We start from the raw sequence: 26,862 nt of genomic DNA on the forward strand, positions 1-26,862 counted from the left end.
CTCCTGTGCTTTGGCCGCCCCGCGCCGCTGCGCGGGGACGACCGTACCGAGGGACGACGTGCGGTCCTGCCGTCCCTGCCTTGGTTTACACCTGCGCCATATAGGGCTGGGCCAATTCCTCGCCGAGCCGCAAGGCTTCCTGGTTGGACGCAAAATGCGCCTTGGCGAAGCGACGCTCCACCACCCGCTCCAACGAGGACAATTTGACGATCCCCGTGAGTGTGGTCAATGCCCCAAGCACACAGATGTTGAAGGCCACGGCCTTGCCCAGCCGGGCCAGCACATTTTTATACATGGGAATGCCGATCTGTTCCGCATCCACACGGGGATTCGGTTGTACCAGATCACAGTCATATAAGCACAGTCCGCCCGGACGAATCAGGGGCAGATATTTATTGGACGCTTCCTCGGTGAGGGCCACCAGGATATTGGGCTGCAACACCTTGGGGAAGAAAATTTCCGAATCGGAAATAATCACGTCGGAACGCGTTGCCCCGCCGCGGGCCTCCGGGCCGTAGGACTGGGACTGCACCGCGGTGAGGTTCTCCTCCAGGGCAGCGGTCTCCGCCAGCAGGATGGCCATGGTGATGACGCCCTGCCCGCCGGAACCGGACAACAGAAAACGATACCTTTCCATGAGGTTTTACTCCTTGCCTTCCGCCAGAGCGATGACGTTCTGGTACTCTTCGCAGTACTCGGGCCGCTCGCGTTCCACAAACACGCCGCGAGGAATCAGATTTTGATTTTCCTCCAGCTTTTTGGAACCCAGGGGAGCGGTGTTGTCGCGGTAGTATTCCAGCAGCTGCACGGCGCCGCCCATCTTGTTCTTCCGGCCGAAGTACGTGGGGCATTGCACCATGACTTCCACTACGGAGAATCCCTTGTGCTCAATGGCCTTGGTCAGGATCTTGCTCAGTTCCTTGACATGGAAGGCGGTGGTGCGGGCCACGAATGTGGCTCCGGCGCCCCTGGCCAGCTCAACGGCATCGAAATCGTCGTCAATGCTGCGGTAGGGCGCGGTGGTGGCCAACACGCCCCGGCCGGAAAGCGGGGAATACTGTCCGCCGGTCATGCCGTAGATGCGGTTATTCAGCACGATGGCGGTCATATCGATATTGCGTCGGCAGGCGTGGATAAAGTGGTTGCCGCCGATGGCCATGGCGTCGCCGTCGCCCATGGGCACGACCACGTTCAGCTCGGGCTTGGTCATTTTGATGCCCGTGGCGCAAGGCAGGGCGCGGCCATGCATGGTGTGCATGGTGTGGAAATCCACATAGCCGGAAATGCGGGCGGAGCAGCCGATGCCCGAAACCATGCACATGGAGGTCGGGTCCAGTCCCAGCTTATCCACCACGTGCAGCAGGCTGTTCAGCACGGTGCCGTGGCCGCAGCCCGGGCACCAGATGTGCGGAAAAAAGCGCTCGCGGATGAGATCTCGAAAAGCCATGTTACACCCCCTTCCCTTCAATCACGCGCATGACGTTGCCGATGTCCGTCGGTGTCACGAGCGTTCCGTCAACTCGGTTCACAAGATAGACATGGTCGGGGTTGTCCACGGCCTGCTTCACTTGCGCCATGACCTGTCCCATGTTCATTTCCACTACAAAGACGCTCTTGGCGTTGGCGGTCTTCTCGCGCACCAATTCCTTGGGGAACGGCCAGATGGTCTGCAGCTCCAGCAGGCCGACGCGGTGTCCCTTTTGCCGTCTGGTCTCCACCAGATGGCGGGCGCTGCGGGCTGCGGAGCCGTAGGAAATGAGCACGCTCTCGGCGTCTTCCATGTAGAATTCCTTCCAACGCGCCAGCTCGTTGACCCGGCCTTCAATCTTGTCCACCAGGTGGTGCACCAGCTTGTTGACCTGCTCGGGCTGCTCCGTAGGAAAGCCCCAGATGTCGTGATACAAGCCCGTGACGTGGTAGCGATGAATATCGCCGTAGTCGGACATGGGCAGACGGCCGTCTTCCCGGGGCAGGTAGGGGTGATAGTTGACGCCGGGCTTGACGGCCGTGCGCAAACGCTCGGTGACGGGCAGTTCGCCTGCCGGGGGGATCACCAGACGCTCACGCATGTGCCCCATGACCTCGTCGAAGAGCAGGATGACGGGAGTGCGGTAGGCCTCCGCAATGTTGAACGCTTCAACGGTGACGGCAAACATGTCCTGCACTGTGGAGGCGGTCAGGGTCACGATGGAATGTTCCCCGTGGGTGCCCCAGCGGGCCTGGTTCACATCCGCCTGAGCCACCTTGGTGGCCAGACCCGTGGACGGACCGGCGCGCTGCACATCCACCACAACGCAGGGAATCTCGGCCATGGCCGCGTAGCCGATGGCCTCTTGTTTCAATGAAAAGCCGGGTCCGCTCGTGGCGGTCATGGCCTTGGCCCCGGCCAGGGAGGCGCCGCACACCGCGCACATGGAAGCAATTTCATCTTCCATCTGCACGAAGGTGCCGCCTACCTTGGGCAAATTTTCCGCCAGATGCTCGGCCACTTCCGTGGACGGGGTGATGGGATACCCCGCGAAAAACCGAACTCCGGCATACAACGCGCCGCGAACGCAGGCCTCGTTGCCCTGAACAAATCGGACGTCCTGCTGAGCCCCACTCATGACCGGGCCTCCTCCGTCACTTTTCCGGTCCCTTTGACCGGCTTGTTGACCACAATGGCGAGGTCGGGACAGTACAGCTCACACATCCCGCAACCGATGCACAGTTCGGGGTCCACCTGAGCCTTTTCCCCGACAAGCGAGAGAGCCTTCTTGGGGCAAAACGCCACGCATACGCCGCAGCCCTTGCACCACAACACATTGATCTCGACTGCCTCCATGCCGTTCTCCAAAAAATTGACCTTCCGGCGCTCGGAAAGTCGGTTAAGATAAACAGTTCGCCGAATCACGGACAACGCGGGCTTCACCCACGGACCTTGCCGCACCTTGGAGGGCCGCGACGCAGTCCTCGAAGACCTTGACCGCCAAGGCTCCGTGCCTCCATGCCCCGTGACGGGGTCGAAAACGTTTCGGCAAAACCAGCATGCTCCATCCTCACTTCGTTGGACTGAGTGATTGAATGATTGAGTGATTGTATGACAAGCAGACAAAGGCCGCAACCCCCTTTTTGCAATTAACGGCGTTTCACTTTAAAAACGCCATCAACCACCCGTTATCCTGACAAAAAAATGCCGATACTGTCTGAACAACCAATCCGGCCCTCACGAAGCGCAAATGGCTGAACAGGCTCTTTTCATTGGGAAATATTCAGAATCATGCATGAGAAGGGATGAGCGCCCACGGCAATCGGTCCCTCGGTTCCGTCACGGCATGCCGTATTGCCTTTCCTTCCCTTTTGTGCCAAAAAAGCGCCCCTTCAAGGATTTTGTGTACGATTGCGGCACACTGTGGAACCTGACTTCACGCGACACGAACTGACAACGAAACTGAGATGGAACTATGAAGAAGATTTGTTTGCTGCTGATGTGTCTGGCTGTTTTTCTCGTTTCCGGCTGTGCCGGAACACTTCCGGTCAACTCCTACGAGCCGCAAAACATCGTGCGCTGCCAGGGAAAAGCCTCCATTGACGAGTTCACCTACGCCCCCTTTGAACGTGGCGAGGTTTCCGAAAAGAATCAGATTCACAATACCGCCCTGGGCAACATCTACATCAGTACGGATGTGGCCCAACTGGTGCGGCGCGCCACAGCACTGGAACTGGAAAAGACAGGCATCGCCCTCACGGAGGACGCGCCCTACGCCGTGGAAGGCGAGGTTACGGATTTCGTCATCGACGACCTGGGATATTCTGTGGATTGGGAATACGCCGTGACCTACAGCATTCGGGACAAGAGCACCAACGCCCTGGCATTTCAGAAGACCTTCCGCCCCGAGCCGGTCCATTCCGGCAAATTCGGCAGGCCTTCGGACTTTTCCCAGACCGTGAGCGAAATCATCCTCTCGGGATACAACATGTTCATCCACGACCAGGGCGCGCTCAATCTGCTGCGCACGGATCAGCCCGAAGTCGCGGAACAATAGACGCACCATCTTCCGGGGATCGGGCTGCAATACCAGCAGCCTGTTTCCCGGTCTTCCCCGCATCGCAGCGGAATGATCCTTGCCCCCGGCCTGCTCCGAATCACATTGACCCGGGGCAGGGAGCATATTAGACGGGCTGGATGCTGCATCAGCGCCGAAAAACATCAACGCCCCTGGTCTCGGTGGCCATGCCCTGCTGGAATGCGGAAAGCACCCTGCCCGCCTGCCTGGACAGCCTGCTGGCCCAGACCTGGACCGATTTCGAGATCGTGGCCGTGGACGACGGTTCCAAGGACAACACCTCGAACGTGCTCCGGGAGTACGCCCGGCGCGATGCCCGTGTGCGGCCGTTTCGCATCCGTCATGGGGGCGTGGCCGTGGCCGCGAACACCGCCCTGGAAAAATCCCGCGGCAGGTTCGTGGCCCGCATGGACGCGGATGACCTCGCCCTGCCCGAACGCCTGGCCTCCCAGGTCAGCTGGCTGGCCACACGGCCCAAACTGGGCTTGGTGGGGAGCCGCGTCCGCTTTGGCGGCGACCGCGATGCCGCCCGGGGCTACGCCCTATATGTGGATTGGACCAACCGGTTGGTGACCAGCGAGGCCATTTCCCTGAACCGTTTTGTGGAATCCCCGTTCGCGTTTCCTTCCGTCATGTTCCGGCGGGAACTCTTTCTGGAGCACGGCGGATTCCGGGACGGCGACTTTCCCGAGGACTATGAATTCCTGCTCCGGCTCATGGACCGGGGGGTGCTCATGGAAAAGGTGGATGCGGAGCTGCTGGTCTGGAATGACCCTCCGTCCCGCCTGACACGCACCGACCCACGCTACGACCCGGCCGCGTTCTACCGCGTCAAAGCCAAGTACCTGGCGCGCTGGCTGGCGCAACATAACCCCGACCATCCGCGGGTGGGCGTGCTGGGAGCGGGTCGGCCAACGCGCAAACGGGCCGAGATGCTTTCGGAATATGGCATTGAAATCACTGAGTATTACGACCTTGATCCGCGCAAGGTGGGTCAGGTGATCCAGGGGCGACCGGTTCGCCACCGGGACGAAGTGCCGCCGCCGGGACGCCGTTTTCTGCTGTCCTATGTGGCTTCCCGCGGGGCGCGGGAAGATATCGGCGCGTTCCTGCGCTCCCGTCGCTACAACCTGGGCCGGGACTGGCTCGCCGTGGCCTGAGCCGGATACGCGCTTTTCTGCGGGCAGGCTCTATGCCTGGCCCGCCTCGTCGTCCAGATTCCCGGGCAGGCCCATGACCCAATCCCGAATTTCATCCCGAACCCGGCGATAGACCTGCATGGTTTCCGCCCGGTCTGCGGCGGAGCGGGCCAGTTCCGGTGGATCGTCAAACCCCTTGTGTACGCGCCTGGTCCTGCCCGGGAAAAAAGGACAGTGCTCCTTGGCGTGTCCGCAGAGCGTGACCACATAATCAAACGTCTCTTCGGACAGCTCCTCCAGTCGCTTAGAGGTTTGGCCCGAGATATCCACGCCCGCCTCGGCCATGACCTCAACGGCCAGTGGATCCAGCCCGCGCGCCACCACTCCGGCGGAAAAAGCGGTCAATTCCGGCCGCAACGCCCTGGCAAATCCCTCGGCCATCTGGCTGCGGCAGGAGTTACCCGTGCAGAGAAATAAAATACGAACCGACTCTTGCATGCCTACTCCGAAAACGGGCTGTCCGTCCGAAACGATCCGGTAAAGGGATTGCGGACCCGCTCCTTGATGCTCTCGCGAATGGCGCGCACCTGGGCGAGTTTTTCCTCATGCGACCCGGTCACCTTGGCCGGATCGGGAAACGGCCAGTGCCAACGATTGGCCACGCCCGGGAAAACCGGACACTTCTTTTCCTGCTCGTCATCGCACACCGTGATCACATAATCATAGAGCCGCCCGGCGCGAAACAGATCAAACACGGATTGGGTACGCTTTTCGGACAGGTCAATGCCTTCCTCCTGCATGACCTCCACCACCAAGGGATTGATCTGCGTAGGTTCCAACCCCGCGCTCTCCACCTCGAATTCCTCGCCGCCGAAACGTTGCAGCAGCGCCTCGGCCATCTGGCTGCGGGCGCTGTTGTGGTTGCAAATGAACAGGACACGTACCTTGCTCATGAACGGACCTCCCCGGACCGGGTTGCAGATGACGCCATGGCCGGAACATCCCGGCGCTGGGCCGTAACGAAATGTTTCGGTCCACAGTGGCGTATTCGGGACCATGCCGCAAACCCCGGCTGAAATCGTGCCGATTGCGTGACATTTTTTCCCGCAATATTCCGGGAAGATGCATAAGCAGAAAAGGAAAAACACGGCGGGATCGGATGTTCGTAGCCGGCTACGGACCACGAACCATTCACCAAAGAGGCATGCAGGGGAGGAGGGACAAAACCGGCGGCTCGCTGGTGCGATCCCGGAAAACAAAAACAGGATGCCCGAGATCAGCCCAGGGCGGGTTCGGCCTGGCGCAAGCGATACAGAATCGCCTTGCCCAGCCGAAGCTGCTCGAAATCGTCGGAAAGGCCGTACACGCTCTCAGTGGAACCGAGCACCAGATGTCCCCGGGGACGCAACACGTCGCGGAACCGCGTTACAATGGTGCGCTTGGTTTCCTGGTCGAAATAAATCAGTACGTTACGACAAAAGACCGTTTCAAAGCTGCCCAAATCGGAATAGTCGGCAAGCAGATTGAACTGCCGGAACTCCACCATCTGCTGCAACTCCGGGGCTGCCTTGAAGCGACCGGCCCGGGGGGTGAAGTATTTCCGAAAATTCTCCGGCAGACCGCGGGAAAGTTCGAATTCGGAATATTCCCCGGTGATGGCGCGGGCCAACGCCCGGGCGGAAATGTCCGTGGCCAGGATGGAAAAATCCTCGGCGCGCAGCCCGTTTCCAGGATTCCGTTCCAGATGTTCGCGGATGATCATGGCCAGGGTCAGCGGCTCCTGCCCCGTGGACGCGGCAGCGGACCAAATCCGCACGGGCCGCTTGTCTCCGCGCAACTGCCGCTTGATCACTGTTTTGCACAGTTCCGGAAGAATGTGCTCCCGAAAGGACTCAAAGGGGTGCTGGTCGCGGAAGAAGCTGGTTTCATTGGTAGTGATGGCGGAGATGATGTCGTTGCGCAGTTTGGACGTGCCGTCGCGCAGCAAGAACTCGTAGAATTCGCGCCAGGATTCCGCCCCGGTGGCGGCCAGGAGCGATCCCAACCGCTGGGTGATCAAATATTCTTTGGTATCCGGGATGTGCAACCCGCACAGCTCATAAATATAGCGGCGCAGGTCATTGAAATCATTGGCAGTCAACTCCATTGGTCCCGGCCTCCCTTTGTTTTGATGTTCAACGAATCCCTCACGCGAACCGCTTCAGCAACGTGCAGCGCAAAGCGCGGCAATCATCCGGGCCAACGCGCCGCAACACGGCGCAGGGGTCCGGCTCCATCCCCGCGGCAGGATGGAGGGACCATGCCGAGCGTTCTGCTAGGGCATGAGCGGGGCAGCCTGCAGTCCGGCGGCCGGTTCCAGCCCGAGCATCAGGTTGGCGTTGACCACGGCCTGCCCGGACGCTCCCCGGCACAGGTTGTCGATGGCGGCCAGAATGATCAGCCGATTGGTTCGGGAATCCAGCACCACGCCGATGTCGCAGAAATTCGTGCCGCGCACCCAGCGGGTTTCGGGCAGGGTTCCCTCAGGCAGCACACGCACCCAGGGTTCACCGTGATATTGTTCACCATAGGCGGCGCGTACCGTCTCCAGATCCGTCCCCGGGCGCAGCCGGGTATAGATGGTGCTCAAAATCCCCCGGTCGATGGGCAGCAAGTGCGTGTTAAAGGACACGGTCAGCGACGCCCCCGCCGCCTTGGACAATTCCTGTTCGATCTCCGGGGTGTGGCGGTGCGTTCCCAGGCCATAGGCGCGGAACGAGTCGTGCACCTCGCAAAACAGGGAGCCGACCTTGGCCTTGCGTCCCGCCCCCGAGGTGCCGGATTTGGAATCAATGACGATCCCGTCCGTTTCCACCAATCCCCGGGCCAATACCGGGCAGAGACCGAGGATGGCCGACGTGGGGTAGCAGCCGGGGTTGGCCACCAGATCCGCTGAAACGATTTCCTCGCGGTACAGCTCGGGCAGGCCGTACACGGCCTCTTCCAGGCGGTGGGCGCGGGTGTGCTCCGTGGCGTACCACTGTTCATACACGGCCTTGTCATTGATGCGGAAGTCCGCGGAGAGGTCCACGACCTTGACGTTTTCGCAGAGCAGGGCGTCGGCCATTTCCATGGCTGTCTTATGTGGCACGGCCAGAAAGACGAGTCGGCAGCGGGAGGCCAGTTCCCGGGGGCTGGGCAGGCTGATTTCCAGGGCGCCCGGTCCGGTGCCGCGCAGGAACGGATAGATATCCTCCAGCCGCTTGCCCGCTTCCTTGCGGGACGTGACGCTGACGAGTTCCAGGCCGGGATGCCCGGCCAGAATCCGGGCCAATTCCATGCCCGTGTAGCCGGTGACGCCCACCAATCCCACGGGAATCCGATTGCTCATTTCAATGCTCCGCTACTTGGACTTGTTCACGTATTTCATGCGCAGGTTATACAGCATTTCGCACAGGAGACGGCTTTCCTCGTCGGTCAGCCCCTGTTCGAACTTCTGTTGCAGCATGGCGATGATGTCGATGGTATGCTTGGCGATATGCGGCATGTATTCCGTCCGTCCGGTACCCGGGTCCTCGGTTTCCCCCAGGGCCACCAATGCCGAGGAGGACAACGACATCAAAAAGGTTTTGAAGTCCACTTCCGGCAAGGGCATGCCCTTTAAATAATCCTTGCACGTTTTTTCGTCGCTCATCCTGTCCTCCGGTGTCGGGGTTTGCGGGAGTGTAGCCAATCCCCCCCCGCGCATCAAGCCCGGAAAGTCGCATCGGAAAAGCGAATTTCCAATCGGTTTCAAGATGTTGCACCGCCCGTTCCAAACCCTCCAAATGAAAACCGCGCAAAGATAACGCAACAAGCGTTGCCGGGCGTTGCCAGAAAATCCACGACAAGCTATACAGTGATGTAGAGGACCATCCCAGGCACGAGAGAGGAGCACTATGGACAATACCAGGGACGCCCAGGGCATTTTGCTGGAAAGCGGCACCAACGAAGTTGAAATTTTGGAGTTTTTCCTTGGCGGGCAGAGCTATGGGATCAATGTTTCCAAAATTTTACAAATCATCTCCTTTGAGGAGGAGCGCTTCACCCGGACGCCCGACGCGGACCCGGCCATGCCCGGCGTGTTGCTCTGGCGCGAAAAAACCCTCCCGTTCATCGACCTCTACGCGGCCCTGAACGTACGCCACCGCGACGACGTGGAACGGCCCATCGCCCTGGTCACGGAATTCAACGACCTGACATGCAGTTTTCTCACCGATGGCGTGAACCGCATCCACCGCATCGGCTGGGACAAAATCGACCCGCTGGACGGGTATATGAACCAGTTCTCGTCGCACTTCACCGGGTCCGTGCATGTGGGCGACAAAGACGTGCTCCTGGTGGACTTTGAATACCTGGTGGCCAACTTCTTCCCGGAAACCAAGCTGGATTCGGACTCGCAAATGGCCCTGCCCGAGGAGGCCACCCCGGAAATGCGCTCGGGAAAACACGTGGTGCTTGCCGAGGATTCCCCGTTCATCCGGCACACCATCCTGACCATTCTCCAGCAATCCGGGTACACGGACGTCCAGCCCTTTGAAAACGGCCTTGCCGCCAGCGAGTACCTGAACGCCAAGAAAAAGCAGGCCGAGGAGCAAAACATCCCGGTAGGCGACATGGTGAACCTGATCATCACGGACATTGAAATGCCCCAGCTGGACGGTCTGACCCTCTGCCGACGCATCAAGGAAGATCCCTTCTACGGGCAGACCCCGGTGATCATCTTCAGTTCCCTGATCAATGAGCAAATGGCCGTGAAATGCCGCGAGGTGGGGGCCGATGCCTTCATCACCAAGCCCCGCATGGTGCAGCTGGTGGGGACGCTGGACAATCTGCTTTTTGAGCTGGCTCCCGCCGAAGACCAGGGGGAACCCCCGTCCGGCACCGCCTAGCTAGACGTTGCAAAAACCAACACCGCCCGAAGACCGGCCGCCACCGGGCTGCTACGCTCCGCCGCCCTGGCGCAGTCCGAGCCGCTCCAGTTCGTCGTGGATCTCGTTGCGCAGGGTCTGCTTGTCCGCGGCCCAGGCCGGAGCAACCAGCTCCCCGGGCGCGGGATCGCCGTTGAGCCGGTGAATCACGATGTCGGGCCGAAGCAGCCCCAAAGCGCGGCACACGCTCTGCACATAGGTCCGCTTATCCCACAATTCCAATCCGCCGCCTGCCAGCTCCCGTTCCAGGGGCGTGTTGCGGCAGACGTACAAATTGTGGAACTTGACCCCGGCCACGGGCAGGGCGTCGAGGAACCGGACGCTGCGTAAAAAATCCTCCGGCCCTTCCCCGGGCAACCCACCGATGAGATGCGCGCAGACCTTCAGTCCGCGCTGTGCGGCCGCTTCAGCGGCTGCGGCAAAGCAGGCCGCATCATGCCCCCGGTTGATGCGTTGCAGGGTGTGGTCGTTGCTGCTCTGCAAGCCCAGATCCAGCCAGGTTTCCCCCTCCACCTGCGCCAGCAGATCCAACTTGGCCGCGTCCAGACAGTCCGGCCGTGTGCCGATGCACAGCCCCACCCGTCCGGGCAGATCGCGAATCTGGTCAAGACTGTTTTGCAGCTTCTCCAACGGTCCGTAGGTATTGGAAAAGGATTGCAGATACGCAAGAAAGAGCCGGGCCTTGTATCGCTTGCCCAGACGGGCGCGCCAATGTTCCCACTGGTCGGCCAGATCCATGCCCTGGGCCAGCAGCCCGGAACCGGACCCCCGGGCGTTGCAAAACGTACAGCCCGTGCGGGAAAGCGTGCCGTCCCGGTTGGGACAAAAAAAGCCCGCGTCCAGCGGAATCTTTTGCACGCGTTCCCCGAATCGGGCGCGCAGATACGCGGAAAGAGCGAGATACGGGGTATGCTGATTCATGGCGGTGAATGCGGCGGGCTGTTGCCCCCCAAGGTTTCTTCTGTTAGGTCAATTGCATCATCGCTTGTGGCAGGCGCCGAAGCGCATGTCCAGCCAGGGCGATACCATCCGTTCACCTCGCAGGGGAAGCACATCGAATGAAAGTTTTCGACAAATTTGTAGGCTCGTTTTCAACGGATCTCGCCATCGACCTGGGGACGGCCAATACGCTGGTGTATGTGAAAGGCAAGGGAGTGTTGCTCTCCGAACCTTCCGTGGTTGCCGTGAAAAAAGACTCACGCGGAGGCAAGACCGTCCTGGCCGTGGGTGCCGAAGCCAAAAAAATGCTCGGCCGCACTCCCGGCAACATCGTGGCCATCCGGCCCATGAAGGACGGCGTCATTGCGGACTTTGAAGTCACTGAAGCCATGTTGCGCCACTTCATCGCCAAAGTCCACAACTCCCGCCGTCTGGTGCGCCCCCGGATCATGATCTGCGTACCCACGGGCATCACCCAGGTGGAAAAACGGGCCGTGCGCGAATCCGCGCAGTCCGCCGGCGCCCGCGAGGTCTACCTCATTGAGGAACCCATGGCCGCGGCCATTGGCGCGGACCTGCCCATCACCGAACCCACCTCCAATATGGTGGTGGACATCGGCGGCGGCACCACGGAAATCGCGGTCATCTCCCTTTCCGGCATCGTCTATGCCAAAAGCGTACGCATCGGCGGCGACAAGATGGACGAAGCCATCATGCAGTACGTCAAACGCAAGTACAACATGCTCATCGGAGAATCCACGGCCGAGGAAATCAAGATGACCGTCGGCTCGGCCTACCCCGTGGACGGCGAACGCGAAATGGAAATCAAGGGACGCGATCTGGTCACGGGCATCCCCCAAAACCGCACCGTCAACGATGAGGAAGTACGCGAGGCCATTGCCGAACAGGTGGATGGCATTGTGCAGGGAGTGCGCATCGCCCTGGAACAGACCCCGCCGGAACTGGCTGCGGACATCGTGGACCGGGGCATCGTGCTCACGGGCGGCGGCGCTCTGCTCAACGGCCTGGACGCCCTGCTCCAACACGAAACCCAGCTGCCCATTACCGTGGTGGATGATCCGCTCACGGCCGTGGTGCTCGGATCGGGCCGCGCCCTGGACAATATCGACCTCTACCGCGAAATTTGCTCGGACTAGCCCGTGAGGCCGCGCCGGCTCGCCGTCATCGCCCTGGCCGGGTTGTTTCTCTACCTGGCCCTCTACACCTGGAACCTGCGGACCGGGCATCTTGACGCACTCACGTCAGTGACCGGACTGGAGGTAACGGGCTGGGCCTTGCAGCCGGGCCGCTGGATCGCGGACAAAACCTCCGACGCCTGGCATCAGTATGCCTTTCTTGTGGGCGTGGAGAGGGAAAACGAACGCCTGCGCCAAGAGCTGGACCGCATCGCCCTGGAAAACGTCGCCCTGCGCGAACAGGCCGCGGCAACACGACGGTTGGAACGGCTGCTGCGCTTCCACCCCCCCAAAGGCTGGACCACGGAAGGCGTGCGCGTTGTGGCGCAACGAATGGGACCGGCCGCCGCCCTGGAAAGCATCCTGGTGGACAAAGGCATGTTCAGCGGCGTTGCCGACGACATGCCCCTGGTCACCACCCGGGGCGTGGTGGGCCGCGTCATGGAAAGCGGCGTTTCCATTTCGCAGGTGCTTCTGCTCACGGACGTGAACAGCGCCGTGGCCGTGGTGGGCCAGGAACACCGCACCAAGGGCGTGGCCTTCGGCCGCGGCCCGGGCAAGGAGCTGGCCATCCGGTATATGAACATCAACGCGGAACTGCAGCCCGGCGAACTGCTGGTCACCTCGGGCATGGACGGCATCTTCCCCAAAGGCCTGCCCGTGGCCGTGATCACCCGCGTGGACCGCTCCGAACTTTCCCTGTTCCTGGATGTCTCGGCCCGTCCGCTGGTGGATGTGCGCGAACTGGAAGAGGCGTTGCTCATGCGTCCGGCGGTCAAGGCCACCGGAGGGCATTGAGATGCTCGGCCTGATCTGGTGGCTGCTCTACTGCCTGGTGGCGGTCTGGCTGCAATATTTTTTCCCTGGCCTGGATTTCATTGTTCCGGGCGTGGTGGTCAGCCTGCAGGAAGAAAACTGGTGGCGAAGCTCGGCCTGGCTGGTGGGCTTTGCCGTGCTGCTCCAGGACGGCATGGGTGGCCTCGGGTTCGGATACGGGCTGGCCTGGTACGGCCTGATCCTGCTTGTTTTTGAGCTGGGCCGCCGTTTCTTCGATCCACGCAGCGGCGCACTGGTCGGGGTGTTGGCCGTGTTTCTCGGCCTGCTGCACTTCAGCCTGACCTATTCCCTGACCCAGTTGGAAGGAATGGGCTTCACCTGGGAACACGCCCTCTGGGAATCCGTGGCCCAGGCCGCCTTGTTCCCGCCTCTTTGGTACATCATCCATAAAATTTTCCCGGAGCGATTGAAGGAAGATGAGCGGACTGCTTAGCCCCCAGGACAAGGAACCACCCCGTCACGGGCAATTGCTGCTGCAACTGCTTGTCCTGCTGCTGTTCGGCCTGTTCACGCTCCGGTTCTGGTACCTTCAGGTGCATGAGGGCCGGGAGTTTGCCCGCAAGGCGCGGGCCAACCAGCTCCGCCAGGAACACGTCTACGCTCCGCGCGGACTCATCCGGGCGCGAGACGGGGAGCTGCTGGCCACCAACGAACCCGCCTATGCCCTGGGCATCGTGCGCGAGGAATGCCAGGACGTGGAAGCCACTCTGGACATGGTCAGCCGCTGGCTGGACCTGGACCGGAAAAAGGTGGAGCGCGTCTACCTCCGCGGCCGGGGCAAGGTCAAACCATTCGAGCCGCTGATCATCAGCCAGGATTTGAGCTTTGAACAAGTGGCCGCTGTGGAGGCCAACAAACTCCGCTGGCCCGGGCTGGAAATCCTGGTCCGCTCCCGCCGCAACTATGCCTTTGGGGAACTGTTTTGCCATGTGCTCGGCTACGTGGCCGAGGCCAATGAAAACGAATTGGAAGCCGATCCCGGGCTTTCCCTGGGCGACCACGTGGGCAAGCTCGGGCTGGAACAGGTCTTGGAACCGCAGTTGCGCGGGGTCAAGGGCGTACGCGAATTCGAAGTGGACGTGACCGGCCGCCGCATGGCCGAGGTGAACACCCAGCCCCCCGAGGCCGGGCAGGATGTGACCCTGTCCATCGACCTGGGTCTGCAGCAGCTCGTGCACGACGCCATGCAAGGCAAGGAAGGCGTGGTGGTGGTCATGGATTCCGACACCGGCCAGATCATGGCCCTGGTCAGTGCGCCCACTTTTGACGCGAACCATTTTACCGGCGGCATCAGTACCAAGGAATGGCGCGCCCTTTCCGATGACCCCATGCACCCCCTGCTCAACCGGGTCACACAGTCCGCCTACCCGCCGGGTTCGGTGTTCAAGCTGGTCATGGCCGGATGCGGCCTGCACGAAAACATGCTCAATCCCTCGGAAACGGTCTTTTGTCCCGGGTATCTGAAACTCGGCAGCCACACCTTTCGCTGCTGGCGACGCGGCGGACACGGCAACGTGAACCTGCGCCGCGCCCTGGTGGAGTCCTGCGACGTCTATTTTTACCGCCTGGGCATGAAGCTGGGCGTGGACCGCATCAGCAAATTCTCGTTTGCCGCGGGGTTTGGCAAGCCCACGGGCATTGACCTGCCCCATGAAAAGGGCGGCAACATCCCCACCCGGGAATGGAAGGAAAAAACCTTTGGCGAACGCTGGCAAAAAGGCGAGGATTTAAACTTTTCCATCGGCCAGGGCTATACGCTGGTCACCCCGCTTCAGGTGGCGCGCTACATTTCCGCCCTGATCAACGGCGGCAAGCTGCTCAAACCGCAACTGCTGGCCGACGCACCACCCGAGGTGCAAAGCGATGTCCCCCTGGACGAATATCAACGCATGCTGATCAAAAGCGCCATGGTGCATACCGTGGTGGACCCCTCCGGCACCTGCTGGCGCGCCCGCACGCCCGGCGTGACCGTGGGAGCCAAAACCGGCACGGCGCAGGTCACCCGGCTCACGGACGAACTCAAGGCCATGAAGGATCATGAAATCCCCTACCGGCTGCGCGACCACGCCTGGATGGCCGGATTCGGCGAACGGGACGGGCGGCGCTACGCCGTGGTGGTCATGGTGGAGCATGGCCTGCACGGATCCTCGGGTGCCGGTCCGGTGGTCAAGGCCTGTCTGGATTACCTGTTTCCCCGCGCCAAGCGCGGACATCGGTAGGGTGCCATGGAACGCAAGATGCTGCTCTCCATCAATTGGCCCCTTGTGGGCATCACGGCCGTACTCTTCTTCCTCGGCGTGCTGAACCTGTACTCGGCCAGCGGATTCCGCATGGAAGAGGGGCTGAACGTAGATCCCTATTTTCAAAAACAACTCATCTGGGGACTCATGGGTCTGCCCTGCATGGCCGTGTTCATGCTCGTGGACTACCGGCATCTCAAAACCGCGGCCTGGCCTCTATTTTGGGTCACGGTGATCCTGCTGGTGTCGGTGTTCTTCGTGGGCAAGACCATCTATGGGGCGCGCCGCTGGCTGGACCTGGGGTTCATGCACTTCCAACCCAGCGAACTGGCCAAGATCAGCGTGTTGGTCCTGGGGGCGCGTCTGCTCTCCCGGGATACGGGCAAATTGGATTTTCTGCCGCTGTTTCTGGTGCTGGGCATCTGTTCGCTGCCGGCCCTGCTCGTGGCCATGCAGCCGGACCTGGGTTCGGGCCTTTCCGTGCTGCTCATTCTCGGCGGCATGATTCTCTACCGCGGCCTTACCTCCCGGGTATTGCGCACGGCCGTGGTCGCCGTGCCTGCGCTGCTCCCCCTGGGCTGGTTTGCCCTGCATGACTATCAAAAACGGCGCATCATTTCCTTTCTGAACCCGGAGAGCGATCCCAAGGGCGCGGGCTACCACAAGCTCCAGTCGGAAATCGCCGTAGGCTCGGGCGAAATATGGGGCAAGGGCTTTTTGGGCGGCACCCAGAGCCATTACCGATTCCTGCCCGAAAAACACACGGACTTCGCTCTGGCCGTGTTTGCGGAAGAATGGGGGTTCGTTGGCAGCATGGCCCTGCTGACCCTGTTCTGCGCCTTCTTGTACCAAATTGCACAAGTGGCCCGTGAGGCCAAAGATCTTTTCGGCAGTTATCTTGCGGCAGGAGTGTTCTTCTATTTTTTCTGGCAAATCCTTATAAATATGGGTATGGTTCTTGGCGTCCTGCCGGTGGTGGGCATCCCCCTGCCATTCTTGAGTTATGGCGGCAGCGCTACCCTGGTGAACTTCAGTCTGGTGGGGCTTGTGCTCAATGTTTCCATGCGCAAGTTTTTGTTCAAACAGGTCTGACGCGACCGGTGGACGAGAGGAGGAAAAGCAATGGCAAAGGACGAAATCAACGCCTTTCTTGGTGCGGGTACCAACTATCACGGAAAACTGAACTTTCAAGGCTCTGTACGCATCGACGGCAGCTTCACCGGCGAGGTGGACTCCGACGGCACCCTGGTCATCGGCAAGGACGCGGTGGTGGAAGGCACCATCCGGGTCGGCCAGCTGGTGCTTTCCGGGCGGCTCACAGGGGAAGTGGAGGCGCGCCAGAAGGTCGCCTTGAAGAAAAGTGCCGATATGAAAGGAGATATCCGCACGCCGGTGCTGATCATGGACGAAGGCGCTGTGCTGGAAGGCAAGCTGACCATGGGCTCGCAGGACGCCCTGCCCTCCGGCTCGGAGAGCTGACCCTCCCTGTTCCCTCCCAATAATTAAATCAATTATTTTCGGCTATTTGAGCCGTTCGACACCAAAGGCTTAACACAAAAAGCCTTTGACAGGACTGGTAAAGTGAGATAAAGCGCAAGCACTTTGACCCAAATTTCACAACCTCAGTCGGGGGAGAGCGTATGGTTATACCGGATAATTCAATCTACATCCAATTCATCAACTTCCTGTTGCTCGTGGTGCTGCTGAACTGGGCGCTGATCAAGCCCATCCGCGGTATCATCCAAAAACGCAAGGAACTGATGGCCGAGCAGATGGGAGGTATCGAGCAGTTCACGTCCGATGCCGACACCAAGCTCAAGGACTACGAGGCCGCCCTGGATGCCGCCCGAAAGGAAGGCGTCGAGGTTCGTACCCGGCTCAAGGAGGAAGGCACTTCCAAAGAGCAGGAACTCATGTCCGCCGCCGGCCAGCAGGCCGCCACTACGCTGCGCGAGGCCGAGGCTCAGATCGAGTCCGAGGTCAAGAGCGCCATGGATGCGTTGAAAAAGGATGTGGACGGCTACGCGCAGAAGGCCACGAACAAGATTCTTGGCCAAGCATAACTGATCGGTAAGGAGGGGTTCGTTTTGAAATTGAGACGGTTCGCACTCTGGGCGCTGGTCGCCGCGATGGTGCTGGGTCTGGCAGGCATCGCCTTTGCCACGGGCCACGGCGCTGAAGCGGCCGAGGCCGCGCACGAGGGAGGTCATGCGGAAGCTCACGGTGTCCCCTGGGGCAACTTCGCCCTTCGTGTCGTCAACCTGGTGATCTTTTTGGGAATCATCTGGTGGGCGGCCGGTGACAAGCTGAAGGCGCTCTTCGGCGGACGGCGGAAGGACATCCGTGCGGAACTCGACGACCTCGAGACCCGCAAAGCCCAGGCCGAGGAACAGCTTCGGAACGTTGAACGCGGCATTGCCAACCTGAACCAGGAAAAGCAAAAAATTCTTGATGACGCCCAGAAGCAGGGTGAGGCCATGAAGGTCGCCATCATTGAGAAGGCCGAACGCGACGCCGAGGCCATGAAAGAACAAGCCAAACGCACGGCCGAGAACGAAGCCAAGGCCGCCATGGACACCATGCGCGCTGAAATGGCCGACCTCGTGGCGGACGCGGCTGCAAAAATGGTCAAGGAAAAGCTTTCCGAAAACGACCATGAACGGCTTGTGGACGAATACTTAACAAAGGTGGTGCTCAATTGACCGGGAACGTTGTAGCTCGCAGATACGCCAAAGCTCTCTTTGCCGTGGGCAGCAAAGCCGGTGAAAAAGAGCTGGACGCGTTCGGCAAGGAGTTGGCCGCGCTCGCCGGTGTTCTCGACGCTTCGCCCCAGGCGTTCGCGTTCTTCAAGAACCCCGCCTTCAGCGCCGAAGAAAAAAAGCAAGTGCTGAAAAAGATCGCGGAAAAGGTGTCTGTCGGTCCGATGATGCAGAACTTCTGCGAACTCCTGGCCGATAAGGACCGGGTGGACGTGCTGCCTTTCATTGCCGCCGATTACCAGAAAATGCTCGATCAGGCCCAAGGCGTCGTTTCCGGCTCCCTGGTCACTGCCTTCGAGCTTTCGGACGTGCGCCGCAAGGAGCTGACCGAAAAACTGGAAAAGCAGACCGGAAAGAAACTCGATCTGGATTTCGCCGCCGATCAGCAAATTCTCGGTGGCGTCGTGCTCAAAGTTGGCGACAAAGTGCTGGACGCGAGCCTCCGCGCTCAGCTCGACATTTTGAAAGAACAGATCAAAAGGGGTGAGTAGGGCCATGCAGATCAAAGCAGAAGAAATCAGCAAGATCATTGAAGATCAGATTCAAAATTATGAGTCTCGGGTCGAGATGAGCGAAACCGGCACCGTGCTGTACGTGGGTGACGGTATCGCCCGCGTGCACGGCGTCGAGAACGCCATGGCCATGGAGCTGCTGGAATTCCCCGGCGGCGTCAAGGGTATGGTGCTCAACCTGGAAGAGGACAACGTGGGTGTCGCGCTGCTCGGCGAAGACACGCACATCAAGGAAGGCGACACGGTCAAGCGGACCGGCCAGATCTTCTCCGTGCCCGTTGGCGATGCGGTCATGGGCCGCGTGCTCGATCCGCTGGGTCAGCCCATTGACGGTCTCGGACCCTTGGACGCCACGGAAACCCGCCCGGTGGAACTCAAGGCTCCCGGCATCATCCCCCGTAAGTCGGTGCATGAGCCTTGCTACACCGGTCTGAAGGCCGTTGACGCCATGACCCCGGTGGGACGCGGACAGCGCGAGCTGATCATTGGTGACCGCCAGGTCGGTAAGACCGCCATCGGCGTTGACGCCATCCTCGCCCAGAAGAACACGGACGTGCATTGCTTCTACGTGGCCGTCGGCCAGAAGAAAGCTTCCGTTGCCCTGGTGGCCGACACCCTGCGCAAGTACGGCGCCATGGAATACACCACCATCATCTCCGCCACCGCCTCCGAGCCTGCGCCGCTGCAATTCATCGCCGCGTACTCCGGTTGCGCCATGGCCGAGTACTACCGCGACAACGGCAAGCACGCCCTGATCATCTACGATGACCTTTCCAAGCAGGCTGTGGCCTATCGCCAGATGTCCCTGCTGCTTCGTCGTCCTCCGGGACGTGAGGCCTTCCCCGGCGACGTGTTCTACCTCCACTCCCGCCTGCTGGAACGTGCCGCCAAAATGGACGACAAGTACGGTGCCGGTTCCCTGACCGCCCTGCCCGTCATTGAGACCCAGGCCGGTGACGTGTCCGCCTACATTCCGACCAACGTGATCTCCATCACCGACGGTCAGATCTACCTGGAGCCGAACCTGTTCAACGCTGGTGTGCGTCCCGCCATCAACGTCGGCCTGTCCGTCTCCCGCGTGGGTGGTGCCGCCCAGATCAAAGCCATGAAGCAGGTCGCCGGTACCTTGCGTCTGGACCTTGCCCAGTACCGTGAGTTGGCCGCGTTCGCGCAGTTCGGCTCCGACCTGGACAAAGCCACCCAGGCCAAGCTGAACCGCGGCGCCCGCATGGTGGAACTGCTCAAGCAGCCGCAGTACCAGCCCCTGGAAGCCCAGGAGCAGGTCGCGTCCATCTTCGCCGGTGCCAAGGGCTACATGGACGACGTTCCCGTCGAGGCCATCCGTAAATTCGAGGCCGAGTTGCTCGACTTCCTGCGCAACTCCAAGGCCGACATCCTGGCCGAGATCAAGGAAAAGCAGGCTTTGGACGACGAGCTGTCCAAAAAAATCGGGGACGCCATCGAAGAGTTTAAGAAAGGCTTCCGCGCTTAACCCTGGGGGGTGACTATGGCATCACTTAGGGATGTTCAAAACAAGATCGCAAGCATCAAAAAGACGAAGCAGATCACCAAGGCCATGAACATGGTGGCCTCGGCCAAGCTGCGTAAGGCCCAGGAGCGGATCGAACGGTTCCGCCCCTACGCCTCCAAGTTCTATGAGATGCTGCGCGAATTGGCCGGTGGGGCCGATCCCTCCGTGCATCCCCTCCTTGAGGTGCGCGACGAGATCAAAACCTCCGGAATCGTATTGGTGACCTCGGACCGCGGACTTTGCGGCAGCTTCAACACCAACCTGATCAAGGCGGCCATCAAACTGGCCACCGAGAAGGCGGCCGAAGGAAAAACGGTCAAATTCTACTGCGTCGGGAAAAAGGGTGCCGAGGCCGCGAAAAAACTCGAACACGAAATCGTGAAGAGCTACCGCGACGCCATGGGAACCTTTGACTTCACCCTGGGCATGGAAGTGGGCAACATGCTCATTGACGCCTACATCCAGGGCGAACTGGACGAAGCCACCCTCGTATACGGCGAGTTCATCAGCATGGCCCGGCAGGAGCCCGTTGTTCTGCCCGTGCTGCCTCTCGCTCCCGAGGAGGCCGAAGCCGAGGAAAGCGGCTCCGCCGCCTCCCAGGAATTCATCTACGAGCCTTCCGTGGAAGGCCTGCTGGCCGAACTGCTTCCGCGGTTCGTCAAGGTTCAGGTCTACCGCGGCCTTCTCGATACCTCCGCGTCCGAACATGCCGCACGCATGGCGGCCATGGACAACGCGACCAGGGCTTGTGATGACATGACCGATTCCCTGACTCTGCTTTACAACAAGACGCGTCAGGCGGTCATTACCAAGGAACTGATGGACATCGTCGGCGGCGCTGAAGCGCTGAATGGATAAAAAGGGGAAGAGCAATGAGCAACGTTGGAAAAATCGTGCAGGTTATCGGCGCGGTTGTCGACGTGGAGTTTCCTGAAGGCAACCTGCCCAGCATCATGAACGCGCTGGAAATCAAAAACCCGAACAACACGGACGCGCCCGAGCTGATCTGCGAAGTGGCCCAGCACCTGGGCGACAACGTGGTGCGCACCATCGCCATGGATGCCACCGAAGGTCTGGTCCGCGGCATGGAAGTGTCCGACACCGGCGAGGCCATCACCGTGCCTGTCGGCAAAGAGGCGCTCGGCCGCATCATCAACGTGGTCGGCCGTCCCGTGGACGAACTGGGCCCGGTCGAGGCGAAAAAGAGCCTCCCCATTCACCGCGCTGCCCCGAACTTCACTGAGCAGTCCACCAAGGTGGAACTGCTGGAAACCGGCATCAAGGTCGTGGACCTGCTGATTCCCTTCCCCAAGGGCGGCAAAATGGGTCTGTTCGGCGGCGCCGGTGTGGGCAAGACCGTTATCCTGATGGAAATGATCAACAACATCGCCAAGCAGCACGGCGGCCTGTCCGTGTTCGCCGGTGTTGGTGAGCGTACCCGTGAGGGCAACGACCTCTACCACGAGTTCAAGGACGCCGGCATTCTGGAGAAAGCCGCGTTGGTGTACGGCCAGATGAACGAGCCTCCGGGAGCCCGTGCCCGTGTCGCCCTCACCGGCCTGACCTGCGCGGAATACTTCCGTGACGAAGAAGGCCAGGACGTGTTGCTCTTCATCGACAACATCTTCCGCTTCACCCAGGCCGGTTCCGAGGTGTCCGCACTTCTGGGCCGCATGCCTTCCGCGGTGGGTTACCAGCCCACTCTGGGTACCGACCTCGGCGCCCTGCAGGAACGCATCACCTCCACCACCAAGGGTTCCATCACCTCGGTGCAGGCCGTGTACGTCCCCGCGGATGACTTGACCGACCCCGCGCCGGCCACGACCTTCTCGCACCTTGACGGTACGCTGGTTCTGTCCCGTCAGATCGCCGAGCTGGGCATCTACCCCGCGGTGGACCCGCTGGACTCCACGTCCCGCATCCTGGATCCGCTGGTTCTGGGTGAAGAGCACTACTTCACCGCCCGTGAAGTGCAGCAGGTGCTCCAGAAGTACAAGGAACTCCAGGACATCATCGCGATTCTGGGTATGGACGAGCTGTCCGACGAAGACAAACTCGTCGTGGGCCGCGCCCGTCGCATCCAGCGCTTCCTGTCCCAGCCCTTCCACGTTGCCGAAGCCTTCACCGGCGTTCCCGGCAAATACGTGAAGCTGGAAGACACCATTCGCGCCTTCCGCGACATCCTCGAAGGCAAGTTCGATGACTTGCCCGAGCAGGCCTTCTATATGTGCGGCGGCATTGACGAGGCGGTCGAAAAAGCCAAGAACGCATAGAAGAGGTGGTCATGGCGAATACCCTGCTTCTCGAAATCGTCACGCCCGACAGGAAAGTGCTGTCAGAGGACGTGGAATACGTGGGCGCTCCCGGTGCCCTCGGCGAGTTCGGCGTACTGCCGAACCATATTCCCTTCCTCTCCGCTCTGGGCATCGGCAACCTGCATTTTAAAAACGGCGGCAAGTCCTATTACGTCTTTGTCGCCGGCGGGTTCGCCGAAGTGAGTGGAAATAAGATGACAGTACTGGCCGAAGTCGCGGAAAAGGCGTCCGAGATCGACATCGATCGCGCTCGCAAGGCCCGTGAACGCGCTGAACAGCGTACGGCCAAAGTCAAAGAAAACGTGGACTGGGCACGCAACCAAGCGGCCCTGCGCCGGGCCATCGCCCGCATGAGCTGCCGTGAAAGCGGCTCTCAGGCAGGCACCTGCTAGGCACAACCACGATATCACGTCAGCAACGGGCGGATCGGGAAACCGGTCCGCCCGTTTATTTGTGCGGTAATGAATCAAATCGGTTGGGGACTTGCCATGCAGGGCCGGAAAAGCTACTCCCTTTCAGGAAGATAGACATACAAAGGAGCGCAAACCGTGTACGATACCCATACAGCGGCCCTGGTTCTTGCCGCGGGAAAAGGCACCCGCATGCATTCCCCGCGCCCCAAGGTTCTCCAGGAAATCCTCGGCGAACCCATGCTCCACTACGTATATCAGGCACTGACACCTCTTTTCGGTGACCATGTGCGTACCGTTGTTGGCCACGGCCGCGACGAAGTGGCCCAGCGGTTCCCCGCCTTTGCCGACGGGTTCATTGTCCAGGCCGATCAGCTCGGTACCGGCCATGCCCTGATGGAATCCTTTGAAGAACTGGAACGCATGGGCTGCGAAAACGTATTCGTGGCCAACGGCGACACCCCGCTCATGGGCAGCGCTCCCCTGGAAGGTTTTTTGGAAGCCACCACCCGTGACATGCAGGCGGACGTGGCCTTCATGACCATCACCCTGAAAAATCCCGGCTCCTTCGGCCGCGTGATCCGCACCAAGGAAGGCCAGGTGCGGGCCATTGTGGAAGCCAAGGATTACGACATCGCGGAGCACGGTCCCATGACCGGCGAGGTCAATGCAGGCCTGTACCTGTTGCGACTGGCCGCGATCAAAGACCTGCTCGGCGAGCTGACCAAGGAAAATAAAAGCGGCGAATACTACATCACCGATCTGGTGGGCCTTGGCGTCAAGCGAGGACGCGTGGTCATCGGCTACAACTGCGGGAGCGATCCCAACCTCATGGGCGTCAACTCGCCCAAGGAGCTGGTCCAGGCGGAATTTTCCCTGCGCAAACGCATTGTTTCGGACTGGCTGGACAACGGCGTGATCATCCACGCTCCGGAAAGCGCGGTCATCGGCCCGCGGGTGACCCTGGACCCCGGTGCGGAGCTGCACGGTCCTCTGGAATTGTACGGGTCCACCCATGTGGCCCAGGGCGCCACAGTGCAGTCCAATACCCGGCTGGAAGACAGCCATGTGGAAGCTGGTGCCCTGATACGCGCCTTTTCCCACTTGGAGCAGGCCCGTGTCGGCCGGGATTGCATCGTTGGCCCGTACGCCCGGCTCCGGCCCCAGGCAGAGTTGCTGCCGGGCGCCAAAGTGGGCAATTTCTGCGAGGTGAAAAAAGCCACCATCGGCTCCGGTGCCAAGGTCAACCACCTCACCTACGTGGGCGATGCGGACATCGGCTCCGGGGTGAACGTGGGGGCGGGTACCATCACCTGCAACTACGACGGAACAAACAAACACCGAACCGTGATCAAAGACAATGCCTTCATCGGCTCCAACACCGCTCTGGTGGCTCCGGTCACCGTTGGAGAAGGGTCGCTGGTGGCCGCAGGTTCGGTCATTACGAAGAATATCCCGGACGGCAATCTGGGCGTGGCTCGAGGCAAACAGACCAATATCGCGCGTCGCCATACGCGCTCTTGATTTTCGACAAAGAACGGGATAGTACGGAACCATGGAAATCATTGCTCGGCTGGAATCAAAGTTTGACGAGATGCTAAACAAAATAAAGACGTTGGAGGAAGAAAACCAACGCCTTACGGCACTGGTCGAGCAGGAAACCGACAACAGGCGGCAGGTGCAATCGCGCATCGAACGCCTCCTGGAGCGGATCGAGGAACAGTCCGGATAAGGGGACCGTGCCATGCCGCGCTATTCCCTTTCCCTGTGTGGGCTGGAAGTCACGTTCCGGACCGACGCTGAAGCGGACCGCATCGAAGCCGCCAAGGCCCTGCTTGAAGAGCGAGTGAACAGCTTGAGCAAGAGCGGTGGCAGCATCAGCAAAGATAAGCTGCTCGCGTGCGTGGCCCTCGGCCTGGCCGACGACTTTTTGGAGTCCGAAGCCGCCCGAAGGCAGATGGAAGATCGAATCGGCGAGCTCTTGGAGAGATAATCCGGACAAATAGTCCGGTTCAAAAGGCAAATACCCTGGGGAGTTGGTGATTGTCCGATGGTTTTTGAGCCAATACACTCAAAACGGGATCCAAGCCCGAGCCAACCTGTGTGCATGCCCGGCTATGTCGGGAAGCCTGATGGTGGCCGGCGGAGCCCACCTGGTCAAACCAGGTTCAAAACTGACGGCAACACGGCCTCCCGGGGTTCCGCTTTGTTCTGACGATAACGGCGGGCCACCTGTAAAAAGGTGAGCGCCCGCCCGAATCGGCATTGCCGAACACTCTCCAAATCCCGCCATGCGGCTCTTTGGCCGTACCCTTCCTCACGCGCCCACCGAATGCGAGTGACAACCGCCCGTGCGTCCCACGCACGAGGTGAAATATCAGGTGTGGACCTGTCAACATATCACCAAGGAGTGCGCCATGTTGGAAGCGCTGTTTGCCCTGGTGGGACTCGTGGCCGGAAGTGGCACGGGATACCTGCTGCATAGACATATCTCCGCGAAAAAGGTGGGGGACGCCAACGAGCTTGCCCGACGCATCGTGGAAGAGTCCCGAAAAGAAGCCGATGCCCTGCGAAAAGAGTTGCGGCTTCAGGCCCAGGATGAAATTTACGCTCAGAAAAAAGAACAAGAAAAAGAATTCAAAAACCGTGAAAACGAGCTGAAAAAGCAAGAAGCACGGCTTCAAGGAAAAGAAGAACGCCTGGAAGGCAAACTTGAAAAGGTCGCCGGCAAGGAATCGGAAGTCAACCAGATGGAAAAACGGCTCATCAAGCTGGAAAAAGAGCTTGAAGACCGCCAAATGGACCTGGACAAGCAGTGGGACGAACACGATCGCAAACTCCAGGAAATCTCCGGCCTGACCGCGGAAGAAGCCCGGGAACGGCTCATGACCGAAATCGAGTCGCGCACGCGGCACGAAGCCGGAAAAATGATCCGCGCCATTGAGATGGAAGCCAAGGAAACCTCGGACAAAAAAGCCAAGGAAATCCTTTCCCTGGCTCTACAACGCTACGCGGGCGAATATGCTGGGGAGCATACCGTCACCGCCGTGACCCTGCCCTCCGAGGACATGAAGGGCCGGATCATCGGCCGCGAAGGACGCAACATCCGCGCCCTGGAAGCCGCCACCGGCGTGGACCTGATCATCGACGACACCCCGGAAACCGTGGTGCTTTCCGCGTTCAGCCCGCTGCGGCGCGAAGTGGCCAAGCTCGCCCTGGAGCGGCTCATCCACGACGGGCGCATCCACCCGGCGCGCATCGAAGACATCGTGAACAAGGTCCAGCAGGAATTGGAAGTCAAACTGCGGGAAATCGGCGAGCAGGCCACCTTTGACGTGGGCGTGCACGGCATCCACCCCGACCTGATCAAACTGCTGGGGCAACTCCAGTACCGCACCAGCTTCTCCCAGAACGTGCTGCAGCACTCCCTGGAAGTGGCCTTCCTCTGTGGCATCATGGCCGCGGAACTCGGCCTGGATGAAAAACAGGCCAAACGCGCCGGACTGCTGCACGACATCGGCAAGGCCGTGGACCACGAAATCGAAGGACCGCACGCCACCATCGGCGCGGACCTGGCCAAAAAACACGGCGAATCCAAAGCCATCGTGCATGCCATTGCCGCGCACCATGAAGACATTCCGCCGCAGTCCATCCTGGCCAACCTGGTGCAGGCCGCGGACTCGCTGTCCGGCGCACGGCCCGGAGCACGCAAGGAACTGCTTGAAAATTACGTCAAGCGCCTGGAAGAACTGGAAGGCATCGCCACCGGATTCAAGGGCGTGACCAAGGCCTACGCCATTCAAGCGGGCCGGGAAATCCGCGTCATGGTCGATTCCGACCGCGTGGAAGACGACGGCACCTACCTGCTCTGTAAAGACATTGCCGACAAAATCGAAAACAACATGACCTACCCCGGCCAGATCCGGGTGACCGTGATCCGCGAAAAACGCGCCGTGGGCTACGCCAAGTAGCGTCAGCCGAATTTGTAC

General features: G+C 60.5%; 30 protein-coding genes and 1 other RNA gene. 21 read left to right on the forward strand and 10 right to left on the reverse strand.

What is annotated here, in order from left to right:
* Nucleotides 1–85: 85 nt before the first annotated feature.
* The 4 genes from B5D49_RS10675 to B5D49_RS10690 are packed head-to-tail and all read right to left on the reverse strand — an operon-like array spanning nucleotide 86 to nucleotide 2,824.
* Complete coding sequence (locus B5D49_RS10675; protein ID WP_078717692.1) at nucleotides 86–637, reverse strand: 2-oxoacid:acceptor oxidoreductase family protein; 552 nt, start codon at nucleotides 635–637, stop codon at nucleotides 86–88.
* A 6-nt stretch (nucleotides 638–643) separates the two neighbouring features.
* Complete coding sequence (locus B5D49_RS10680) at nucleotides 644–1,447, reverse strand: 2-oxoacid:ferredoxin oxidoreductase subunit beta (RefSeq protein ID WP_078717693.1); 804 nt, start codon at nucleotides 1,445–1,447, stop codon at nucleotides 644–646.
* 1 nt (nucleotide 1,448) lies between these two features.
* Nucleotides 1,449–2,606, reverse strand: a complete 1,158-nt coding sequence (locus B5D49_RS10685; protein WP_078717694.1) for a 2-oxoacid:acceptor oxidoreductase subunit alpha — start codon at nucleotides 2,604–2,606, stop codon at nucleotides 1,449–1,451.
* On the reverse strand, nucleotides 2,603–2,824 hold the full coding sequence (locus B5D49_RS10690; protein ID WP_078717741.1) for an indolepyruvate ferredoxin oxidoreductase subunit alpha: 222 nt from the start codon (nucleotides 2,822–2,824) through the stop codon (nucleotides 2,603–2,605). Before B5D49_RS10690 ends, B5D49_RS10685 begins: the two co-directional genes overlap by 4 nt.
* 619 nt (nucleotides 2,825–3,443) lie before the next feature.
* Between B5D49_RS10690 and B5D49_RS10695 the strand changes: the two genes are divergently transcribed.
* Together B5D49_RS10695 and B5D49_RS10700 are read left to right on the forward strand one after the other, a co-directional pair.
* Nucleotides 3,444–4,025, forward strand: a complete 582-nt coding sequence (locus B5D49_RS10695) for a hypothetical protein (RefSeq protein WP_078717695.1) — start codon at nucleotides 3,444–3,446, stop codon at nucleotides 4,023–4,025.
* Nucleotides 4,026–4,165: 140 nt separating this feature from the next.
* Complete coding sequence (locus B5D49_RS10700) at nucleotides 4,166–5,206, forward strand: glycosyltransferase (protein ID WP_078717696.1); 1,041 nt, start codon at nucleotides 4,166–4,168, stop codon at nucleotides 5,204–5,206.
* 30 nt (nucleotides 5,207–5,236) lie between these two features.
* Here B5D49_RS10700 and B5D49_RS10705 read toward each other — a convergent pair whose 3' ends face one another.
* From B5D49_RS10705 to B5D49_RS10725, 5 genes are all read right to left on the reverse strand, one after another.
* Nucleotides 5,237–5,683 carry an arsenate reductase ArsC gene (locus tag B5D49_RS10705; RefSeq protein ID WP_078717697.1) on the reverse strand — a complete coding sequence of 149 codons (447 nt, stop codon included), beginning with the start codon at nucleotides 5,681–5,683 and terminating at the stop codon, nucleotides 5,237–5,239.
* A 2-nt stretch (nucleotides 5,684–5,685) separates the two neighbouring features.
* Nucleotides 5,686–6,138, reverse strand: coding sequence for an arsenate reductase ArsC (locus B5D49_RS10710; protein WP_078717698.1), 453 nt, complete (start codon nucleotides 6,136–6,138; stop codon nucleotides 5,686–5,688).
* Nucleotides 6,139–6,461: 323 nt separating this feature from the next.
* A complete protein-coding gene (locus B5D49_RS10715; RefSeq protein WP_078717699.1) occupies nucleotides 6,462–7,331 on the reverse strand; it encodes a CheR family methyltransferase in 870 nt (289 codons plus the stop codon).
* A 168-nt stretch (nucleotides 7,332–7,499) separates the two neighbouring features.
* A complete protein-coding gene (argC, locus tag B5D49_RS10720; RefSeq protein ID WP_078717700.1) occupies nucleotides 7,500–8,555 on the reverse strand; it encodes an N-acetyl-gamma-glutamyl-phosphate reductase in 1,056 nt (351 codons plus the stop codon).
* A 12-nt stretch (nucleotides 8,556–8,567) separates the two neighbouring features.
* Complete coding sequence (locus B5D49_RS10725) at nucleotides 8,568–8,858, reverse strand: DUF1844 domain-containing protein (RefSeq protein WP_078717701.1); 291 nt, start codon at nucleotides 8,856–8,858, stop codon at nucleotides 8,568–8,570.
* Between the two features lie 244 nt (nucleotides 8,859–9,102).
* Between B5D49_RS10725 and B5D49_RS10730 the strand changes: the two genes are divergently transcribed.
* Nucleotides 9,103–10,095, forward strand: a complete 993-nt coding sequence (locus B5D49_RS10730; RefSeq protein WP_078717702.1) for a chemotaxis protein CheV — start codon at nucleotides 9,103–9,105, stop codon at nucleotides 10,093–10,095.
* Nucleotides 10,096–10,146: 51 nt separating this feature from the next.
* On the opposite strand, the gene B5D49_RS10735 is transcribed toward B5D49_RS10730, so the two are convergent.
* Nucleotides 10,147–11,055 carry a tRNA modification radical SAM protein MnmL/YtqA gene (locus B5D49_RS10735; protein ID WP_078717703.1) on the reverse strand — a complete coding sequence of 303 codons (909 nt, stop codon included), beginning with the start codon at nucleotides 11,053–11,055 and terminating at the stop codon, nucleotides 10,147–10,149.
* Between the two features lie 137 nt (nucleotides 11,056–11,192).
* Here B5D49_RS10735 and B5D49_RS10740 point away from each other — a divergent pair, with 137 nt between their 5' ends.
* The 18 genes from B5D49_RS10740 to rny all read left to right on the forward strand — a co-directional run bounded on the left by B5D49_RS10740 (nucleotide 11,193) and on the right by rny (nucleotide 26,844).
* The gene (locus tag B5D49_RS10740) at nucleotides 11,193–12,230 is read left to right on the forward strand and encodes a rod shape-determining protein (RefSeq protein WP_078717704.1); all 1,038 of its coding nucleotides are present in this window, start codon (nucleotides 11,193–11,195) and stop codon (nucleotides 12,228–12,230) included.
* 3 nt (nucleotides 12,231–12,233) lie between these two features.
* The gene (gene mreC / locus B5D49_RS10745) at nucleotides 12,234–13,067 is read left to right on the forward strand and encodes a rod shape-determining protein MreC (RefSeq protein WP_078717705.1); all 834 of its coding nucleotides are present in this window, start codon (nucleotides 12,234–12,236) and stop codon (nucleotides 13,065–13,067) included.
* Between the two features lies 1 nt (nucleotide 13,068).
* Nucleotides 13,069–13,539 (forward strand): hypothetical protein, encoded by a 471-nt coding sequence (locus tag B5D49_RS10750; protein ID WP_078717706.1) that lies wholly within the window; start codon nucleotides 13,069–13,071, stop codon nucleotides 13,537–13,539.
* On the forward strand, nucleotides 13,523–15,325 hold the full coding sequence (gene mrdA / locus B5D49_RS10755) for a penicillin-binding protein 2 (protein ID WP_078717707.1): 1,803 nt from the start codon (nucleotides 13,523–13,525) through the stop codon (nucleotides 15,323–15,325). The genes B5D49_RS10750 and mrdA overlap by 17 nt, the downstream gene beginning before the upstream one ends.
* A gap of 6 nt (nucleotides 15,326–15,331) precedes the next feature.
* Nucleotides 15,332–16,438: a rod shape-determining protein RodA gene (rodA, locus tag B5D49_RS10760; RefSeq protein ID WP_078717708.1), complete on the forward strand. Its 1,107-nt coding sequence runs from the start codon at nucleotides 15,332–15,334 to the stop codon at nucleotides 16,436–16,438.
* 30 nt (nucleotides 16,439–16,468) lie between these two features.
* The gene (locus tag B5D49_RS10765) at nucleotides 16,469–16,825 is read left to right on the forward strand and encodes a bactofilin family protein (RefSeq protein WP_078717709.1); all 357 of its coding nucleotides are present in this window, start codon (nucleotides 16,469–16,471) and stop codon (nucleotides 16,823–16,825) included.
* Between the two features lie 161 nt (nucleotides 16,826–16,986).
* Nucleotides 16,987–17,409 (forward strand): ATP synthase F0 subunit B, encoded by a 423-nt coding sequence (locus B5D49_RS10770; RefSeq protein WP_078717710.1) that lies wholly within the window; start codon nucleotides 16,987–16,989, stop codon nucleotides 17,407–17,409.
* A gap of 30 nt (nucleotides 17,410–17,439) precedes the next feature.
* Nucleotides 17,440–18,048, forward strand: a complete 609-nt coding sequence (locus B5D49_RS10775; RefSeq protein WP_407670530.1) for a F0F1 ATP synthase subunit B family protein — start codon at nucleotides 17,440–17,442, stop codon at nucleotides 18,046–18,048.
* Nucleotides 18,045–18,596: a F0F1 ATP synthase subunit delta gene (locus B5D49_RS10780; RefSeq protein ID WP_078717711.1), complete on the forward strand. Its 552-nt coding sequence runs from the start codon at nucleotides 18,045–18,047 to the stop codon at nucleotides 18,594–18,596. Before B5D49_RS10775 ends, B5D49_RS10780 begins: the two co-directional genes overlap by 4 nt.
* Before the next feature lie 4 nt (nucleotides 18,597–18,600).
* Nucleotides 18,601–20,109, forward strand: coding sequence for a F0F1 ATP synthase subunit alpha (atpA, locus tag B5D49_RS10785; RefSeq protein WP_078717712.1), 1,509 nt, complete (start codon nucleotides 18,601–18,603; stop codon nucleotides 20,107–20,109).
* Between the two features lie 15 nt (nucleotides 20,110–20,124).
* Nucleotides 20,125–21,006 (forward strand): F0F1 ATP synthase subunit gamma, encoded by an 882-nt coding sequence (locus tag B5D49_RS10790; protein WP_078717713.1) that lies wholly within the window; start codon nucleotides 20,125–20,127, stop codon nucleotides 21,004–21,006.
* A 14-nt stretch (nucleotides 21,007–21,020) separates the two neighbouring features.
* The gene (gene atpD / locus B5D49_RS10795) at nucleotides 21,021–22,421 is read left to right on the forward strand and encodes a F0F1 ATP synthase subunit beta (RefSeq protein ID WP_078717714.1); all 1,401 of its coding nucleotides are present in this window, start codon (nucleotides 21,021–21,023) and stop codon (nucleotides 22,419–22,421) included.
* An 11-nt stretch (nucleotides 22,422–22,432) separates the two neighbouring features.
* A complete protein-coding gene (locus B5D49_RS10800) occupies nucleotides 22,433–22,855 on the forward strand; it encodes a F0F1 ATP synthase subunit epsilon (RefSeq protein ID WP_078717715.1) in 423 nt (140 codons plus the stop codon).
* Nucleotides 22,856–23,011: 156 nt separating this feature from the next.
* Nucleotides 23,012–24,397: a bifunctional UDP-N-acetylglucosamine diphosphorylase/glucosamine-1-phosphate N-acetyltransferase GlmU gene (gene glmU / locus B5D49_RS10805; protein WP_078717716.1), complete on the forward strand. Its 1,386-nt coding sequence runs from the start codon at nucleotides 23,012–23,014 to the stop codon at nucleotides 24,395–24,397.
* Nucleotides 24,398–24,428: 31 nt separating this feature from the next.
* A complete protein-coding gene (locus B5D49_RS14970; protein WP_200806797.1) occupies nucleotides 24,429–24,605 on the forward strand; it encodes a hypothetical protein in 177 nt (58 codons plus the stop codon).
* Nucleotides 24,606–24,617: 12 nt separating this feature from the next.
* Nucleotides 24,618–24,866, forward strand: coding sequence for a cell division protein ZapA (locus tag B5D49_RS10810; RefSeq protein ID WP_078717717.1), 249 nt, complete (start codon nucleotides 24,618–24,620; stop codon nucleotides 24,864–24,866).
* A 29-nt stretch (nucleotides 24,867–24,895) separates the two neighbouring features.
* Nucleotides 24,896–25,077: non-coding RNA, 6S RNA (ssrS, locus tag B5D49_RS10815), on the forward strand.
* Between the two features lie 213 nt (nucleotides 25,078–25,290).
* The gene (gene rny, locus B5D49_RS10820; protein WP_078717718.1) at nucleotides 25,291–26,844 is read left to right on the forward strand and encodes a ribonuclease Y; all 1,554 of its coding nucleotides are present in this window, start codon (nucleotides 25,291–25,293) and stop codon (nucleotides 26,842–26,844) included.
* Nucleotides 26,845–26,862: the final 18 nt, after the last annotated feature.

The sequence above is a fragment of the Paucidesulfovibrio gracilis DSM 16080 genome (assembly GCF_900167125.1).
GTDB classification, from domain to species: Bacteria; Desulfobacterota; Desulfovibrionia; order Desulfovibrionales; family Desulfovibrionaceae; genus Paucidesulfovibrio; species Paucidesulfovibrio gracilis.